14 protein-coding genes are annotated in these 16,287 nt (G+C 69.9%); 4 read left to right on the top strand and 10 right to left on the bottom strand.

Annotation, left to right across the window (positions count from 1 at the left end):
• Positions 1 to 59: 59 nt before the first annotated feature.
• From WFQ05_RS04140 to WFQ05_RS04120, 5 genes are all read right to left on the bottom strand, one after another.
• On the bottom strand, positions 60 to 1,364 hold the full coding sequence (locus tag WFQ05_RS04140; protein WP_130523773.1) for an ABC transporter permease: 1,305 nt from the start codon (positions 1,362 to 1,364) through the stop codon (positions 60 to 62).
• 15 nt (positions 1,365 to 1,379) lie between these two features.
• Positions 1,380 to 2,597, bottom strand: a complete 1,218-nt coding sequence (locus WFQ05_RS04135) for an FtsX-like permease family protein (protein WP_337052782.1) — start codon at positions 2,595 to 2,597, stop codon at positions 1,380 to 1,382.
• A gap of 10 nt (positions 2,598 to 2,607) precedes the next feature.
• Positions 2,608 to 3,930: an ABC transporter permease gene (locus WFQ05_RS04130; protein WP_337052779.1), complete on the bottom strand. Its 1,323-nt coding sequence runs from the start codon at positions 3,928 to 3,930 to the stop codon at positions 2,608 to 2,610.
• Between the two features lie 17 nt (positions 3,931 to 3,947).
• The gene (locus tag WFQ05_RS04125; RefSeq protein ID WP_130530516.1) at positions 3,948 to 4,667 is read right to left on the bottom strand and encodes an ABC transporter ATP-binding protein; all 720 of its coding nucleotides are present in this window, start codon (positions 4,665 to 4,667) and stop codon (positions 3,948 to 3,950) included.
• 176 nt (positions 4,668 to 4,843) lie between these two features.
• Positions 4,844 to 6,136, bottom strand: coding sequence for an efflux RND transporter periplasmic adaptor subunit (locus WFQ05_RS04120; protein ID WP_130531002.1), 1,293 nt, complete (start codon positions 6,134 to 6,136; stop codon positions 4,844 to 4,846).
• A gap of 534 nt (positions 6,137 to 6,670) precedes the next feature.
• Here WFQ05_RS04120 and glmS point away from each other — a divergent pair.
• Complete coding sequence (glmS, locus tag WFQ05_RS04115; protein ID WP_337052778.1) at positions 6,671 to 8,500, top strand: glutamine--fructose-6-phosphate transaminase (isomerizing); 1,830 nt, start codon at positions 6,671 to 6,673, stop codon at positions 8,498 to 8,500.
• Positions 8,501 to 8,624: 124 nt separating this feature from the next.
• Complete coding sequence (locus WFQ05_RS04110) at positions 8,625 to 10,412, top strand: diguanylate cyclase (RefSeq protein ID WP_337052777.1); 1,788 nt, start codon at positions 8,625 to 8,627, stop codon at positions 10,410 to 10,412.
• A gap of 19 nt (positions 10,413 to 10,431) precedes the next feature.
• On the opposite strand, the gene WFQ05_RS04105 is transcribed toward WFQ05_RS04110, so the two are convergent.
• The 5 genes from WFQ05_RS04105 to WFQ05_RS04085 form a co-directional block, all read right to left on the bottom strand.
• A complete protein-coding gene (locus WFQ05_RS04105; RefSeq protein ID WP_337052776.1) occupies positions 10,432 to 10,764 on the bottom strand; it encodes a DUF3325 domain-containing protein in 333 nt (110 codons plus the stop codon).
• On the bottom strand, positions 10,761 to 12,380 hold the full coding sequence (locus tag WFQ05_RS04100) for a PepSY-associated TM helix domain-containing protein (protein ID WP_337052775.1): 1,620 nt from the start codon (positions 12,378 to 12,380) through the stop codon (positions 10,761 to 10,763). The genes WFQ05_RS04105 and WFQ05_RS04100 overlap by 4 nt, the downstream gene beginning before the upstream one ends.
• Positions 12,381 to 12,447: 67 nt before the next feature.
• Complete coding sequence (locus WFQ05_RS04095) at positions 12,448 to 12,768, bottom strand: DUF3649 domain-containing protein (protein ID WP_337052774.1); 321 nt, start codon at positions 12,766 to 12,768, stop codon at positions 12,448 to 12,450.
• 252 nt (positions 12,769 to 13,020) lie between these two features.
• On the bottom strand, positions 13,021 to 13,173 hold the full coding sequence (locus WFQ05_RS04090; RefSeq protein WP_337052773.1) for a hypothetical protein: 153 nt from the start codon (positions 13,171 to 13,173) through the stop codon (positions 13,021 to 13,023).
• Positions 13,170 to 13,409, bottom strand: a complete 240-nt coding sequence (locus WFQ05_RS04085; RefSeq protein WP_337052772.1) for a DUF1653 domain-containing protein — start codon at positions 13,407 to 13,409, stop codon at positions 13,170 to 13,172. Before WFQ05_RS04085 ends, WFQ05_RS04090 begins: the two co-directional genes overlap by 4 nt.
• 311 nt (positions 13,410 to 13,720) lie before the next feature.
• Here WFQ05_RS04085 and trpE point away from each other — a divergent pair, with 311 nt between their 5' ends.
• Both trpE and WFQ05_RS04075 read left to right on the top strand, forming a co-directional pair.
• Entirely contained in the window at positions 13,721 to 15,193 is a 1,473-nt protein-coding gene (trpE, locus tag WFQ05_RS04080) for an anthranilate synthase component I (protein ID WP_130523763.1), read from the top strand.
• A 14-nt stretch (positions 15,194 to 15,207) separates the two neighbouring features.
• Positions 15,208 to 16,245, top strand: coding sequence for an aminotransferase class I/II-fold pyridoxal phosphate-dependent enzyme (locus WFQ05_RS04075; protein ID WP_337052770.1), 1,038 nt, complete (start codon positions 15,208 to 15,210; stop codon positions 16,243 to 16,245).
• Positions 16,246 to 16,287: the final 42 nt, after the last annotated feature.

Raw genomic sequence — 16,287 nt, 5'->3', positions numbered from 1 at the left:
ATTGGAAGCGTTCGGCCGTCGCCTTGCTCACTTCCCACGCCTCTGCGTTCGCTCCTGCCTCACTGCGTTTTCAACTGCACGGCAGGCGTGATCTGCATGGCGCGCCAGGCTGGCAGCGCGCCGGCCAGCAGGCTGGACAGCAGCGCCAGCACGAAGGTCAGCAGCAGCATCGATCCGTCCAGGTGCGCCAGCTCGGCGTACTGCGTGGGCCGGTGACGGACCACCCACAGGCCCAGCTCCGCCAGGCCCAGGCCGATCACGCCGCCGACCAGGCCGATGCTGCCGGCCTCGACCAGGCACTGCTTGAAGACTTCCGTGCGGCTGGCGCCCAGCGCGCGGCGCACGCCGATCTCGCCGCTGCGGCGCAGGAACTTGGCCAGCAGCAGGCCGACGGTGTTGACCAGGCAGACCAGCAGGAACGCCAGCGCCAGCCACAGCTGCAGGCGCACATCGCCCGGCACCGCCTGCTGGTAATCCAGCCAGTCCATGACATCACGCAGCCGCGCGTTGGGCGGGCGCTGGTAGCGGCCGGCGTCCTTCTGCTGCTGCGAGTACTGGTTCAGGTAGGTCTTGAAGTCCGCTGCCTGCGAGGCGCGCTCCAGCTCCACCCAGTACTGGATGAAGGCGCAGGGCGCCTCGCGCGCGGTGGCGTCGGAGGTGACGTTGTCGCCGTAGCAGTTCATGTTGCCGCTGCGCGACTGGTGCAGACCCAGGGCGGTCTGGAACGGCTCGAAGACCTGCTCGTGGGTGCCGTAGGTGCCCACGGCGAGGTCGTAGAACAGCGGCTGCGGATCCCAGGTGTCGATCACGCCGACGATCTGGAAGTCGTGTCCGTCCAGGCGCAGCGTCTTGCCGGTGCTGTCGGCACCGCCGAACAGCTTGTCGTTCAACGTCCGCGCGATCACCACCACGCGCGCCTGACCGCTGTCGTCCTGCGCGGACCAGCCGCGGCCGTAGACGAAGGGCACCTCGAACATCGCGAAGAAGTCGGCCGAGGTATAGCGCGCGCTGAGGACGAAGGGCTTGATCGCCGTGCCTTCCGGTTGGACGGTGACGCTGCCGCCGGTCATCATGGCCTGGCGCTTGGCGCGCTTCTGCGCCAGCAGCGTCTCGGCGTCGTAGCGGCTCATGTCGGGCTGCGGTTCCTCGCCCGGCGTGTAGCCGTCGATCGGAAACGGGTCGAGCTGCGCGTAGAACAGCCGGTCGCTCTTGCCCGGGATCGGGTCGCCGGACAGCACATGGAACACCGTCAGCGTGGTCATCGACACGCCGATGCCCAGCGCGATGGCCAGCACCATCAGCGCCGTCAGCACCTTGTTGCGCCTGAAGCTGCGCAGGGCCAGATTGAAGTAGTAGGCGAGCATGGCGGTCCTTAGGGGTCAGACAGCGCGGGTGGCGACGACGGGCGGAATCGAGGCGGCGCGCATCGCCGGCCCCAGCACGGCCAGCTGGCCCACGCCCCACAGCAGCACCGCGCCGATGGGCAGGTAGAGCAGCGGCAGGCGCGCCAGTTCGAAGTGCTTCATCAGCAGCAGGTTGCCGCCGTAGGCCAGCAGCATGCCCAGCACGATGCCGCCGCTGGCCAGCAGGAAGTTCTCGGTCTGGAAGTAGCGCAGGATGTCCTTACGCGTGGCGCCCAGCGCGCGACGGATGCCGATCTGCTTGGTGCGCTGGGCCACCCAGAAGCTGGCCAGCCCCACGATGCCCAGCGCGGTCACCAGCAGCATCGCGGCGATCACCGCCACCAGCAGCCCGGCCATGGCGCGGTCGGGACGGAAGTAGGTCTGCCGCAGCTCGGATAGCGGTTGGCTGTAGCGATCGTCGAGCAGGGTCTGCGGAATGGCCTGCGTGATCCGAGCGCGCACCTGTTGCAGCAAACGCGGCAGCTCTTTGGGATCGGCGCGCAGCACGTAAACGCCCGACTGCGAGTCGTTGCGCACCGGCACCACCACGGACCAGTCGGTGCCGATTATGCCGTCTTCGCTGCGGCCGGGGTCCGGCCGTGCCAGATGCTCCAGGATGCCGATGACGCGATAGTGGCCGGCCCCCCAAAGCTCCTTGCCAAGCGGATCCTGCTCCGGCCACAGGTGCTCGGCCAGGGCGCGGGTAATCAGGACGTTCGCCGCGTTGGGCGCGAACCGCTCGAAGGACTGATAGTCCTCATCGGAAAAGCTGCGGCCGCGCACGGGTGTCAGCCGCAGGGCGGCCATGGCACCGGCGTCGGCTGTGTAGAAGTGCGGCACGCCACCGACGTGATTGCACTGCTGGTCCAGGCAGACGCCGGAATTGCCGGCAGGCGAGGTGAAAGGCAACGAATTGATCGTGCCGACCGCCTGGATGCCGGGCGTCCCGCGCACCACGTCCAGGACGCGTACGTTGAGTTCGGTATGGCTGCCGCAGGCATCGCAGCCCGACAGCGCTACCGTGGCCAAGGCCTTCTCGTCCACGCCGCTGTCCAGGTGCAGCAGGTCCAGACGCGCGCTTATCAGGAAGAACGCATTGCACAGGACCGCGCAGGCCAGCGCGATCTCCAGCGCGATCAGCACGGCGGCGATGCGGTGGCGGGTCAGCGCGGAGAGGATGGGCTTGATCTGCATGGCGGCGTCCTTACAGCGCTTTGAGTTGCATGGCCGGCGCGATGCGGCTGGCGCGCATGGCGGGGAACACCCCGGCCACCACGCTGCAGGCGATCGCCGCGGCGAAGGTCAGCAGGAAGCTCCACAGGTTCATGCCGATCATGTCGGCGTATTCCACGGGCTGCTGACGCACCACCCACAGGCCCAGCAGCGTGAGCATCCAGCCCAGCACGCCGCCGATCAGGCCGATCAGGCCCGCCTCGGCCAGGCACTGGCCGAAGATGTCCTTGCGGGAAGCACCCAGCGCGCGGCGCACGCCGATCTCGCCGCTGCGGCGCAGGAACTTGGCCAGCAGCAGACCGATGGCGTTGAACAGGCACAGGCCGAGGAATGCGACGGCCAGCCACGATTGCAGGCGTGCATCGCTGGGCACGACCCGATTGTGATCCAGCCATTGCGGCAACGACTGCAGCCGCGCGGTCTCGCTGATGCCGATACGCCCGGAGGCCTTCTGTTGGCTGGCATAGTCGGACAGCAGGCGCCGGTACTGCGCGACCTTGAGCGGGTTGTCCAGTTCCACCCACAGCTGCAGCCACACGCAGGGGGCCGTGGTCAGGTTCATCGGCGTGGGCGCGCTACCGAAGCAAGTCCACGGCTGCATGTGCTGGCCGTTGACTTCCAGCGCGCTGGACATCGGCATGAACACGTCCTGCGGCTTGCCGTAGAAGCTGGCCGTGTCGCCATGGGCGAAGCTGCCGCCGGCCAAGGTGTAGAACTGGGGCGAAGGGCGCCACGGCGCCAGCACGCCGACGATGCGCACATCGGCGTCGCGGATGCGCAGGTGCTGGCCGACGCTGTTCTTCCCCGCGAACAGGCGGTTGTTCAGATCGGCCGAGATCACGGCCACGCGCGCGTGGTCCTCATCGTCCTGCGCGCTCCACGCACCGCCGTGCGCGAATGGCACCTGGAACATTGGGAAGAAACCGGACTGCGTGGACAGCATCTGGGTCATCAGGGCCGGGGTGCCGGCGTCGGCCGCGCGCAGCTTGACTTCGCTCTCGGCCACCATGGCCTGGCGATCCGGGCGCCCCAGGCGCCACAGGTCCATCGCGGTGATGTAGTCCAGCTTGTCGAACGGACGCTGCCCGGGGCGCGAAGCAGGGCGAGGATCGAGTTGCGGAATGAAGATCGTCTCGCTCTTGCCCGGCAGCGGATCGCCCGACAGCAGATGCAGCACCGTCAGCGTGGTCATCGCCGCGCCGATGCCCACGGCGATGGACAGCACCATCAACCCGGTCAGCACCGGGTTGCGGCGCAGGCTGCGCAGGGCCAGGGCCAGGTAGTAGCCGAACATCGCCGCGAACCTGTGGCTCAGGCCTGCGCGGAAGCGGCCGGCGCGGCGCCGGACATCAGCGACGCCTCGCGCACCAGGTCGGTGGCCTGGCCGTCGACGATGTGCACGTTGCGCTGGGCGCGCGCGGCCAGTTCCGGGTCGTGGGTGACCATGACGATGGTGCTGCCGGCGGCGTTGATCTCCTCCAGCAGCTCCATCACGCCGCGGGCCATCTGCGAGTCCAGGTTGCCGGTCGGTTCATCGGCCAGCAGCAGGCGCGGGCTGCCGGCCAGGGCGCGGGCGATGGCGGCGCGCTGCTGCTGACCGCCGGACAGTTCGGCCGGGTAGTGCTTCATGCGCGAGCCCAGGCCAACGCGCTCCAGCGATTCGGTGATGCGCTGCTTGCGTTCGGCCGCGGCCATGCCGCGGTAGCGCAGCGGCACATCGACGTTGTCGAACAGGTTCAGATCGGGGATCAGGTTGAAGCTCTGGAAGATGAAGCCGATCTTCTGGTTGCGCAGCTTGCTGCGCGCGTTGTCGTTGAGATGGCTCACGTCCTCGCCGTCCAGGCGGTAGGTGCCGGAGGTGAAGGTCTCCAGCAGGCCGGCGATGTTGAGGAAGGTGGTCTTGCCCGAGCCGGACGGCCCGGTGACGGCGACGAACTCGCCTTCCTTCACGTGCAGGTCCAGCGAGCGCAGGGCGTGGGTCTGCACCTGCTCGGTGCGGAAGACCTTGGAGACGGCGTGCATTTCGAGCATGGCGGAGTCCTTCGTTGGAATGAATGGTGTGGGGCGGTGGTACTGCGATGTCTGTAGAGCGGAGCTTGCTCCGCTGCCGCATGACCGGCGGAGCTTGTAGAGCGGAGCTTGCTCCGCTGTGGCATGACCGGCGGAGCCTCAGCGGAGCAAGCTCCGCTCTACGGGGTGACGGTGAATCAATGCACCGTCACCCGCGGTGCATCGCCGAACTGGTCGGCGCCGGAGACGACCACGCGGTCGCCTTCCTTCAGGCCGGAGAGAATTTCGGTTTCCGACAGGCTCGACACGCCCAGCTGGACCGGCTGGCGCTGGGCGCTCGAACCATCCATGACGTAGGCGTAGCGGCCGCCGGACTGTTCGACGAACGGGCCGCGCTCGACCTTGAGCACGTTCTTGCGCGTGTCCAGCAGGATGCGCGCGCTCATGCGCTGGCTCTGGCGCAGGCCCGGCGGCTGCTGGCCGTCGAAGCGCACTCGCGCGGTGACCTCGCCGGCGACGACCTCGGGCGAGACGGCCGAGATCTTGCCGGGGAAGGGTTCGCCGCTGCCGGAGGTCAACTGCGCCGGCACGCCGATGGCCAGGTCGCGGGCGAAGCTCTCCGGCACCTTGATCTCCACTTCGAACTTGGACAGGTCCACCACCGACAGGATCGGCGCGTTGATCGCCACGTTGGTGCCCTGGGCGATCTGCACCTGGCCGACCTGGCCGTCGAAGGGCGCGCGCAGGGTCAGCGCGTCGACCTGGCGCTGCAGTTCCTCCACCACCGCCTGCTGGCGCTGGGCCAGCAGCTGCTTGTTGCGCGCATCCAGCTGCGCGGCCTGCTGCTTGAGCGATGCGTCTTCCTGGGCGTGCTGCAGCTCGATCTCGGTCTTGGTCAGGGTGTCCTGGGCCTTGGCCAGCTCCACCTGCGGCAGCGCGCCGGCGTCATAGGCGCGCTGGTAGCGCTCGACGTCGCGCGCGGCGCCCTGGCGGTCGATCTTGCCCTGGTCGACCAGCTTGCTCGCCTCCGAGCGCGCCTTGGCCACGTCCAGCGTGGCGCGGCTGGCCTCGGCCTCCATGCCGGCCAGGGTGGATTCCTCCTGGGCCAGCTTGCTGCGCAGGGCCGGGCTATCGATCACCGCCAGCGCGTCGCCCTTCTTGACCACATCGCCGGCGACGACCTTCAGGCTGACGGTGCCGCCGTCGATGGCGTACAGGGTCGGGCTGTTGGCGGTGATGACGCGGCCGTCGGCGGCCAGGTCGCGCACCAGGTCGCCGCGGGTGACCGTGGCGATGCGCACGCGGCTGGCGTCGAACGAGCGTCCGCCCGCGGCCCAGCCCATCACGACCCAGACCAGGGCGGCGGCCAGCACGGCCACGCCGCCGCCGATCAGGCCCCAGCGTTTCCAGCGCTTGCCCTTGCCGGTGTCGACCACCACGTCCTGGGCGGCGGTGTCGCGGATACGGAAGGGGTTGTCGGTCTGTTGCATGGACACGGGGCACGCCTGCTGGAAAGCTGCGCTTCACCACGCACGGGGCGTGCCAACTGCAAGTGCTTGATCTGCAAGCTGTCCGCGCCGCGGACAGTGTCCGACCGGACACTTGGGTTGTCCGGGCGGACAGCAGCGCGGTGTGTCCAGGAAGGCGCTGCATGCTGTTGCCCCCTACCTTTGGCCGTAAGGCCAAGGGGAGGGCTGGGGGGTGCTCTTCGTCGGAAACGCAAAGGTAAAAGCCCCCTCCCAGCCTCCCCGCCTTCGCTGCGCGAGACGGGAGGTTCGATCACGGTGTGGGAGCCACTGTCTCTTGGATCAGGTCGCGGTCTCCTTGTAGAGCGGAGCTTGCTCCGCTGCGTTTCGGCCGGCTCCTCGGGAAGCCCCAGCGGAGCAAGCTCCGCTCTACCGCGGGGGGGGGGGGAGGCCGCCATGGCCGCGATGGGCTTTCGCGATGCTGCGCCAGAAGCCGCTCAGGTCCGCCCTGTAAACTGGCGCGGCTTCTTCAACGGCAGAACGGCAAAGGATTCACCCATGTGCGGCATCGTCGGCGCGATCGCGGATCGCGATGTGGTCCCTGTCCTGATCGAGGGCCTCAAGCGCCTGGAATACCGCGGCTACGACTCGGCGGGGATCGCCGTGGTCGAGGGGGAGGTCCGCCGCGTGCGCCGCACCGGGCGGGTGGCCGAGATGGAGGCCGCCGCGCGCGCCGAGCACTTCAGCGCCACGCTGGGCATCGGCCACACCCGCTGGGCCACCCACGGCGGTGTGACCGAGGCCAACGCCCATCCGCACATCAGCCGCGGCGCCCTGGCGCTGGTCCACAACGGCATCATCGAGAACCACGAGGCCCAGCGCGAGAAGCTCACCGCGCTGGGCTACGCCTTCGAGTCGCAGACCGACACCGAGGTCATCGCCCACCTTATCCACCACCACCAGAGCCAGGGCCTGGACCTGCTGGCCGCGCTGCAGGCCACGGTCAAGGAGCTCACCGGCGCCTATGCGCTGGCGGTGGTCTCGCGCGACGAACCGGGCCGCCTGGTCGCCGCGCGCATGGGCTGCCCGCTGCTGGTCGGCCTGGGGGAGGGCGAGAACTTCGTCGCCTCTGACGTGTCGGCCATCCTCCAGGCCACGCGCCAGGTGATCTTCCTGGAGGAAGGCGATACGGTCGATGTGACCCGCCAGGGCGTGACGGTGTTCGACGCGACCGACGCGGCCGTGCAGCGCCAGGTGCATGTGTCCGACGTCTCGCTGGCCTCGCTGGAACTGGGCCCGTACCGGCACTTCATGCAGAAGGAGATCCACGAGCAGCCGCGCGCGCTGGGCGACACCATCGAGGCGGCCATCGATGCCGGCGGCTTCCCGGCCAGCCTGTTCGGCGCGCGCGCCGGCGAGGTGCTGGCCGGCATCACCGGCGTGCAGATCCTGGCCTGTGGTACGAGCTACTACGCCGGCATGACCGCGCGCTACTGGATCGAGGCCATCGCCGGGCTGCCGTGCAGCGTGGAGATCGCCAGCGAGTACCGCTACCGCGCCGCCTATGCCGACCCGCGCCACCTGGTGGTCACCATCTCCCAGTCCGGCGAGACGCTGGACACGATGGAGGCGCTCAAGTACGCCAAGTCGCTGGGCCACACCCATACGCTGTCGATCTGCAACGTGCCCGAAAGCGCCATCCCGCGCGCCAGCGAGCTGGTCTGCTACACCCGCGCCGGCGCCGAGATCGGCGTGGCCTCGACCAAGGCCTTCACCACCCAGCTGGCCGCGCTGTTCCAGCTGGCCGTGGTGCTGGGCCGCCTGCACGGCAAGGTCGACGATGCGCAGGAGGCCGATTACCTGGAGCAGCTGCGCCACCTGCCCGGCAGCGTGCAGCACGCGCTCAACCTGGAGCCGCAGATCGCGGCCTGGGCCGAAGCGTTCGCGCGCCGGGACAACGCGCTGTTCCTCGGCCGCGGCCTGAGCTATCCGATCGCGCTGGAAGGCGCGCTCAAGCTCAAGGAGATCTCCTACATCCACGCCGAGGCCTATCCGGCCGGCGAGCTCAAGCATGGACCGCTGGCGCTGGTGGACGACACCATCCCGGTGGTGTTCATCGCCCCCAACGACCGGCTGCTGGAGAAGGTCAAGTCCAACATGCAGGAAGTGCGCGCCCGCGGCGGCGAGCTGTTCGTCTTTGCCGACCAGGACAGCCACTTCAGCGAGTCCGCCGGGGTGCACGTGATCCGTACCCCGCGCCACACCGGCGTGCTCAGCCCGGTGGTGCACACCATCCCGGTCCAGCTGCTGGCCTATCACACCGCCCTGGCCCGCGGCACCGACGTGGACAAGCCGCGCAATCTGGCCAAGGCCGTGACCGTGGAGTGACCCGGGCCGCGGCCGGCGCGTCGAAACTGTGGGCCGTTGCGCCGCCGTCACGCGCGCGGCCGCGGAAGATGCGAGAGAATCCGGTGCGCCAGGCCCACCCACCCTGGCTTTCCATCGAAGCGCCATGGCCGAGCACGAACAGGACTACGAGAGCGAACGCCTGCGGCGCCTGATGGACCTGCGGGTGATGGACAGCTCGCCCGAGCCGCTGTTCGACGCACTGACCCGCGCCGCAGCCGAACTGACCGCCTCGCCGGTGGCGCTGATCACCCTGATCGAGCAGGACCGGCAATGGATCAAGTCCAACCACGGCCTGCCGGGGCTGGAATCGACCGCGCGCACGACCGCCTTCTGCGATTACGCCATCCGCAGCGACAAGCTGCTGGAGGTGCGCGATGCCCGGCGCGACGTGCGCTTCTCGCGCTTCGAGACCGTGGTCGGCGAGCCCTACGTGCGCTTCTACGCCGGCGCCCCGCTGACGCTGACCAGCGGCCATCGGGTCGGCACGCTGTGCGTATTCGACACCGTGCCGCGCCAGCTCGAGCCGGCCCAAAGGGCCGCGCTGGAGCAGCTGGCGCACGCGGCGGTGGCCGCCATCGAGCTGCGCGCCCAGCTGCTGCGCAGCCAGGAGGGGTTGACCCGCAGCACGCTGGAACTGTCCACCGCCCTGCAGCGCAGCACCATGCTCGAACGCCGCCTGCGCGACAGCGAGGCCTTCCTGGAGCGCACCGGCCGCGCCGCCGGCGTGGGCGGCTTCGAGGTCAACCTGGACACCGGACGGATCCAGTGGTCCGACCAGACCTGCCGCATCCACGATGTGCCGCCGGGCTTCGCCCCGTCGGGTCTCGACGAGGCGCTCTCGTTCTATGACGAACAGGTGCGCGACACCTTCCGCGACGCCGTGCGCCGTGCGATCGAGGAGGGCGAGCCCTGGGACCTGGAACTGCCGCAGACCACACGCGCCGGCCGCCGCATCTGGGTGCGTTCGGTCGGCCGGCGGGAAACGATCGACGGCCAGCCCAAGCTGGTCGGCGCCTTCCAGGACGTGACGCTGCGGCACAGGGCCGTGCAGGCGCTGGAGACCAGCGAGCGCCGTTTCCGCAAGTTGTTCGAATCCAGTCTGGGGCTGATCTGCACCCACGATGCGCAGGGCACCATCCTCAGCGCCAACCCGGCCAGCGCACGCTCGCTGGACATCGAACTGACCGATGTCCTGGGCCATCGCCTGATCGAACGGATCCGGCCCCAGCGCCATGCACAGTTCCATGAGTACCTGGAGCGGGTGTTCCGCGACGGCAGCGCCTCGGGCACGCTGGAACTGATCGCGCGCGATGGCAGCCTGCGCTACTGGGACTACCACAACGTGGTCGACACCGACGAGGGCGAGCCCTACGTCCTGGGTTACGCGCAGGACGTCACCGTGCAGGTCGCCCAGGCGCGCGTGCTGCGCGACCATTCCTTCCACGACCCGCTGACGCACTGCTTCAACCGGCGCTACCTGCACGAGCTGGAGAGCCGCTGGCAGGACCGGTCGGTCGGCTGCGTGGCGGTCGACCTGGACCACTTCAAGCAGGTCAACGACGCGCACGGCCACCGGCGCGGCGATGCGGTGCTGGTGGCGTTCGCCGAGTTCCTGCAGCGGCACGCCGGCGCGGAGGGCGTGGTGGTGCGGCTGGGCGGCGACGAGTTCGCGGTCATTCTGCCCGACCAGGACCCGGCCAGCCTGGACGCCTGGATGGCGCAGCTGCGCGCCGCCGGCGACCAGGTGCCGATCGGCTTCTCCAAGGGCGCCGCCATCCGCGCCGCCGGCGCCACGCTCGAGCAGACCCTGGAGTTGGCCGATCAGGCCCTGTACCGCCAGCGCCGCCGGCATCGCGGCCGCTCGGCCGGCGTGGCGGCAGAGGCGCGGTAACCGCGCCGCGCTCCCGGCATCAACCGGCCAGCAAGCCCGCCAGCGCCAGCAGCGGCAGCAGCACCGCGCCCGGCTTCACCCAGCGTGGGCGGTAGGGCAGCAGGCCGAAGGTGATGGCGATGCCCGAGACCGTCATCGCCACCAGCCACAGCACCGGGCCGATGCCCCAGCCGCGCGCGGCCACCGCGCAGACGAAGGACGCCGCCACCAGCGCCCAGCCCAGCCAGGCCCAGCGCCGGCGCACGCGATCTTGCGCACGGGCGGCGCCGTGCAGCTCCAACTGATGCTTCTCCATGCCCAGGCACAGGCCGACGAAGCCGCTGAAGGCCAGTGCGATCGCCAGCAGGCTCATGCCGCGCCGCCTTCGGCCGCCGGCGCCTGCGTGGCCTGCGCCTGGCGCCGGCGCTTGTCCGCGGCCGAGACCGGCGGCGTCCAGTGCTGCATGCGCCAGCCGCACACCGCCAGCGCCAGGCCGAGCAGGCAGGTCACGAGATCGACCCCGGCCAGCGCCCAGTCGCCCTCGCGCAGGGTCACGCCCAGATGGATGTGGGTGGTGGCCGCGTTGAGCAGCGGGATCAGCGCGAACAGGCCCGCGCCCACATACAGCAGCCACGCCCAGGTCTGCCGTCGCGGCCAGACAAAGCCCGCCAGCAGGGCGAGCGCCCAGGCGATGAAGAACACCCGCGCCTCCATGTCCGGCCGCGCCTCCAGCTGCAACGGCAGCAGCCGGTTGGCCCAGAAGTAGCTGGCGAACGCGATCGGCAGGCCGCCGACCGCGCCGATGTTGAGCGCATCGACCAGGCGCAGGCCGAAGCCGACCTTGCCCGACTTGGCGTGCTTGGTCCGCTCCTTGATGCCCCACAGCACCGCGCCGCTGGCCACCATCAAACAGCCGAGCAGACCCGAGCAGAACAGCAGCAGGCGTAGCCCGGCATCGGCGAAGCGCGCGATGTGCAGGCCGTACAGCACCCCGCGCGTCTCCGAGGCGCCGCCGGCGCTGGCGCTGCGCGCCAGGACCCGGCCGCTGGCCGCATCCAGCCGCACCGACGGCGCCTCGTAGGACAGCCGCTGGCTGGTGCGCTGGTAGGCGCTGAAAGTCTGCGCCGCATCGCCGGGATGGTCGATGCGGAAGCTGGCCACCGGCGCGCCGCCCAGCGCCAGGCGCGCATCGGCCAGCAGCTCGGCGACCGGCTTGCGCTCGCCCGGCCTGCCGGCGGCCGGCCCGACCGCCGGCAGATCGCTGAAGGACTCGGTGTAGAAGGCCTGCTCGCCTTCCGGATAGGCCACCTTGATACCGATCGGCAGATACATCGCCATCAGCGTGACGATGCCGGTGTAGGTGATTACCAAGTGGTAGGGCAGAGCCATCACCGCGCTGACGTTGTGGAAATCCAGCCACGAGCGCTGGCCCTTGCGCGGGCGGAAGGTGAAGAAGTCCTTGAAGATCTTCTTGTGCGTGATCACCCCGGTGATGATCGCCACCAGCATGAACATCGCGCAGAAGCCGACGATGTAGCGCGCCCATAGCACCGGGATCGCGTACAGGTCGAAGTGCAACCGGTAGAAGAACTCGCCGCCGCGCGTGTCGCGCACCGCCGAGGCCTCACCGGTGGCCGCATCGACCGTGGCCTGGCCGAAGCGCGCGCGGCGCGCGGCGCGGTCGTTGCCTGCGCCCTCTGCGGCCGGGTTCATCCAGTACATGTCCAGCGCCGGGTTGCGCGCATCGGGCAGGGTCACGTTCCAGTAGTCGGCGTTCGGCGCCTCGCGCTGCAGATAGGCCAGCGCGCTGGTCGCCGCCCGCTCCGGCGAGACCACCGTGCGCGCAAGCTCCGGGCGCATCCAGCGACTGATCTCCTCGCGGTAATAGCTGGCCGTGCCGCCCATGAAGATCAGCAGCAACAACCAGCTCACCAGCAGGCCGGTCCAGGTGTGCAGCCAGGCCATCGACTGGCGGAAGCCCTGCTTCATGGTGTCATGCCCTGCATGCCACGCCTCTGGCGGACGCGGCCAGGGCTGCGAACCGGCGGCCGCGCGTTCATGCCAGCACCGTGAGCAGCCAGGTGGTCAGGGCCATCAGCGCGGTCGGGATCAGGATCCCGGCCCAGGCCTTCCAGGCGCTGGACGTGGCGAAGGCCCACAGCGCCGCGCAGGCGCACACCAGGATCGCCAGCAGCATGCCGGTCAGCACCGCCTGGCTACGCGCGATCGGCAGGGCCACCGCCAGGAACGCGCCGGTGCTGGCCGCCAGCGCATAGCCGCCGAAGATCGCCGCCAGACTGCGCGAGAGCACACCCACCCAGGGCCGGCGGAACCAGGACGAGGAGACGGCGGCGCCGCGCACGGAGGCCGCGCTCATGGCCGCGTCGCCTCGGGCGCGCACTGGAAGATCGCACGCGCAGGAGCGGGGCCGGACAGTAACGACACGCAGGCAAGGCAGAACATCAGACATCCCATCGAGAAGCAGGAACCGGCCTGCGACAGGGCGGCAGGCGGCGGGGGAGGGCTGGCCTTGGGGTTCGAGCGGATGCGTGCGAACGCACGACGGGCGTGGCTGATGAGAATTGTTCTCTTTTGGGCCGGCGCCGTCAATGCGCCCCGGCCGCCGCGCTCAGCCCGCGATCGACAGCATGCACTCCATGAAGCGCGTCCCGGCTACCGGGTCGAAGCGAGACGTCGCGCTGTCGACGGAGCCCGGCGCGGCGGACAGCGCGACGTCATCGGGCCAGGCCGCCTGGCGCAGCGCGATCGCCGATGCGCTCACGCCACCCCGTCGAGGCGGCGGAAGCGCGGCTGGCGCACACCGTCGCTCTCCACCTCGGAAAAGAACATCGCATGCGGCCGCACCCACAGGCCGCCTTCGCCGTAGAGCGCGCGGTACAGCACCAACGGCTCGAGCGTCTCGCTGTGGCGCACCGCGCCGATCACCTCGTACTGGCCGCCCTTGTAGTGGACGTAGCGGCCCGGGGGCGTGGCGGGCAGGGCAGGCAGGTCGGACATGGCGCGGTTCGCGATGGCGGAAGGGGCAGGATACGTGTCCGGCGGGCAGACGCTCCCGTCGATCGCCAATCCGGGGTCAGCCCGCGGCATCTGCGGATGACGCGCCTGCAGGGCCTGCCGGCCGCGCCTCGCGGCCACCGGCTGACGGCGGCCGGCGCAAGCCCGCGTTGCACGCCTGCCGCAGTGCGGTAAAGTACTGCCCGTGCCAGCCGTGACGACCAAGCGTTCCTCCCTTTCCGCTCGCCGCGCGTGGCGATGGTGGCCTGTTGCCGTCGTCCGTCCCGCCCCCGCGTTCGGTAAGGAATGTCCTCTTGATCACCGCAGAGCAGTTCCAGCAGCACGCTGCTGAAGGCCACACCCGCATCCCCGTCGTCCGTGAAGTGCTGTCCGACCTGGACACGCCGCTTTCGGTCTATCTCAAGCTCGCCGACGGTCCCTATACCTATCTGTTCGAATCGGTCGAGGGCGGCGAACGCTTCGGCCGCTATTCGATCATCGGCCTGCCCGCCCGGCGCGTGTACGCCGTGCGCGGCCACACCCTGGAAACGCGCGACTACGGCGAAGTGGTCGAGTCCCGCCATGTCGCCGATCCGCTGGCCGAGGTCGAGGCGCTGCGCGCCGCGCATTCGGTGCCCAGGTTCGAGGGCCTGCCCGGCTTCACCGGCGGGCTGGTGGGCTGGTTCGGCTTCGAGTGCATCGGCTACATCGAACCGCGCCTGGCGGTGGACAAGCCCGACGAGCTGAACACCCCCGAGATTCTGCTGATGCTCTCCGAGGAGCTGGCGGTGTTCGACAACCTCAAGGGCCGGCTGTACCTGATCGTGCACGCCGACCCCACCCAGCCGCAGGCCTGGGCCAAGGCCAACCGCCGCCTGGACGAGCTGGCGCACCGCCTGCGCCAGGCCGGGGCCGGCTATCCGCAGACGCAGCTGTCCGATGCGATTGACGAGGGCGATTTCCGCTCCTCGTTCACGCGCGAGGAGTACCACGCCGTGGTCCGCACCGCGCAGGAATACGTGCGCGCCGGCGACATCTTCCAGGTCGTGCCCAGCCAGCGCCTGCGCGTGCCGTTCCGCGCGCGTCCGGTCGATGTGTATCGCGCGCTGCGCGCGCTCAATCCCTCGCCGTACATGTATTTCATCGATGTCGGCGGCACCCAGGTGGTCGGCTCCTCGCCGGAGATTCTGGCGCGCCTGCAGGGCGACACCGTCACCGTGCGCCCGATCGCCGGCACGCGCCGCCGCGGCCACACTCCCGAGGAGGACGCCGCCATGGAAGCCGAGTTGCTGGCCGACCCGAAGGAGCGCGCCGAGCACGTGATGCTGATCGACCTGGGCCGCAACGATGTCGGCCGCGTGGCCGAGCCCGGCACGGTGGAGGTGGGCGAGCAGTTCGTGATCGAGCGCTACAGCCACGTCATGCACATCGTCAGCGAGGTCACCGGCAAGCTGAAGCAGGGACTGAGCTACGCCGACGTGCTGCGCGCGACCTTCCCGGCCGGCACCGTCAGCGGCGCGCCGAAGATCCGCGCGCTGGAGGTCATCGCCGAACTCGAGCCGGTCAAGCGCAACGTCTATTCCGGCGCCGTCGGCTACATCGGCTGGCATGGCGATGCCGACACGGCCATCGCCATCCGCACCGCCGTCATCCAGGACGGCCACCTGTACGTGCAGGCCGGCGGCGGCGTGGTCTACGACTCCGACCCGGATCTGGAATGGAAGGAAACCATGAACAAGGGCCGCGCCCTGTTCCGCGCGGTCGCGCAGGCCGCCAAGGGGCTGTGATGGACGGGAACGGCATGACCAGACTGGCCTCGTTCCGCAACGACTACAGCGAAGGCGCGCATCCGCGGCTGCTGCAGGCGCTGACCCAGGCTAGCGCCGAGCAGAACACCGGCTATGGCCTGGATCGCCACAGCCTGCGCGCGGCCGAACTGATCCGCGCGCGCTGCGGCCAGCCGCAGGCGCAGGTGCATTTCCTGGCCGGCGGGACGCAGACCAACCTGCTGGCGATCTCCGCCTTCCTGCGCCCGCACGAGGCGGTGATCGCGGTGGACACCGGCCACGTGGCCACGCACGAGACCGGCGCGATCGAGGCCACCGGCCACAAGGTGCTGGTCGCCCCGCACGTGGAAGGCAAGCTCACCGTGGACGCCGTGCGCGGCCTGCTGGCCGCCAACACCAGCGAGCACATGGTCAAGCCGCGCCTGGTGTACGTCTCGCACACCACCGAGCTGGGCACGCTCTACACCCGCGCCGAGCTGCAGGCGCTGCGAGACCTCTGCGACGAATGCGGCCTGCTGCTGTTCCTCGACGGTGCGCGGCTGGGCTGCGCGCTGGCCGCCGCCGGCGACGACCTGGGCCTGGCCGAGATCGCCGCGCTCACCCACGCCTTCTACATCGGCGGCACCAAGAACGGCGCCCTGCTGGGCGAAGCGCTGGTGGTGGTCGAGCCGGCGCTGCAGGCCGACCTGCGCTATCTGATCAAGCAGCGCGGCGCGATGCTGGCCAAGGGCATGGTGGTGGGCTGCCAGTTCGAGGCGCTGTTCGAGGACGCGCTGTTCGTCGAACTCGGCGCGCACGCCAACGCCATGGCCCAGCGCCTGCAGTCGGGCCTGAAGGCGGCCGGCGTCCCGATGCTGATCGACTCGCCGACCAACCAGATCTTCCCCGTGCTGGCGCATGCGCACATCGACGCGCTGGCCCGCCTGACCGCCTTCGAGCGCTGGGCGCCGCACAGCGACAGCCATGCCGTGATCCGCTTCGTCACCTCCTGGGCCACCCGCCCAGAGGCGGTGGAGGCGCTGATCGCCGCAGTGGCGCGCCTGGTGCGATGAACACGCCTGGATCATCCGACAGGCCGTTGGCCGGCCTGTTGC

This window comes from Pseudoxanthomonas sp. USHLN014, assembly GCF_037153335.1.
In the GTDB taxonomy this organism is placed as follows: domain Bacteria; phylum Pseudomonadota; class Gammaproteobacteria; order Xanthomonadales; family Xanthomonadaceae; genus Pseudoxanthomonas_A; species Pseudoxanthomonas_A winnipegensis.
This window is presented reverse-complemented; position numbering and strand designations above follow the sequence as displayed.

Coding starts and splice junctions, on each gene's coding strand:
- WFQ05_RS04130 (WP_337052779.1), bottom strand. CDS start 3,930: ATGTTCGGCTACTACCTGGCCCTGGCCCTGCGCAGCCTGCGCCGCAAC.
- WFQ05_RS04110 (WP_337052777.1), top strand. CDS start 8,625: ATGGCCGAGCACGAACAGGACTACGAGAGCGAACGCCTGCGGCGCCTG.
- WFQ05_RS04095 (WP_337052774.1), bottom strand. CDS start 12,768: ATGAGCGCGGCCTCCGTGCGCGGCGCCGCCGTCTCCTCGTCCTGGTTC.
- WFQ05_RS04125 (WP_130530516.1), bottom strand. CDS start 4,667: ATGCTCGAAATGCACGCCGTCTCCAAGGTCTTCCGCACCGAGCAGGTG.
- WFQ05_RS04120 (WP_130531002.1), bottom strand. CDS start 6,136: ATGCAACAGACCGACAACCCCTTCCGTATCCGCGACACCGCCGCCCAG.
- WFQ05_RS04100 (WP_337052775.1), bottom strand. CDS start 12,380: ATGAAGCAGGGCTTCCGCCAGTCGATGGCCTGGCTGCACACCTGGACC.
- WFQ05_RS04105 (WP_337052776.1), bottom strand. CDS start 10,764: ATGAGCCTGCTGGCGATCGCACTGGCCTTCAGCGGCTTCGTCGGCCTG.
- WFQ05_RS04075 (WP_337052770.1), top strand. CDS start 15,208: ATGACCAGACTGGCCTCGTTCCGCAACGACTACAGCGAAGGCGCGCAT.
- WFQ05_RS04140 (WP_130523773.1), bottom strand. CDS start 1,364: ATGCTCGCCTACTACTTCAATCTGGCCCTGCGCAGCTTCAGGCGCAAC.
- WFQ05_RS04135 (WP_337052782.1), bottom strand. CDS start 2,597: ATGCAGATCAAGCCCATCCTCTCCGCGCTGACCCGCCACCGCATCGCC.
- WFQ05_RS04085 (WP_337052772.1), bottom strand. CDS start 13,409: ATGTCCGACCTGCCTGCCCTGCCCGCCACGCCCCCGGGCCGCTACGTC.
- glmS (WP_337052778.1), top strand. CDS start 6,671: ATGTGCGGCATCGTCGGCGCGATCGCGGATCGCGATGTGGTCCCTGTC.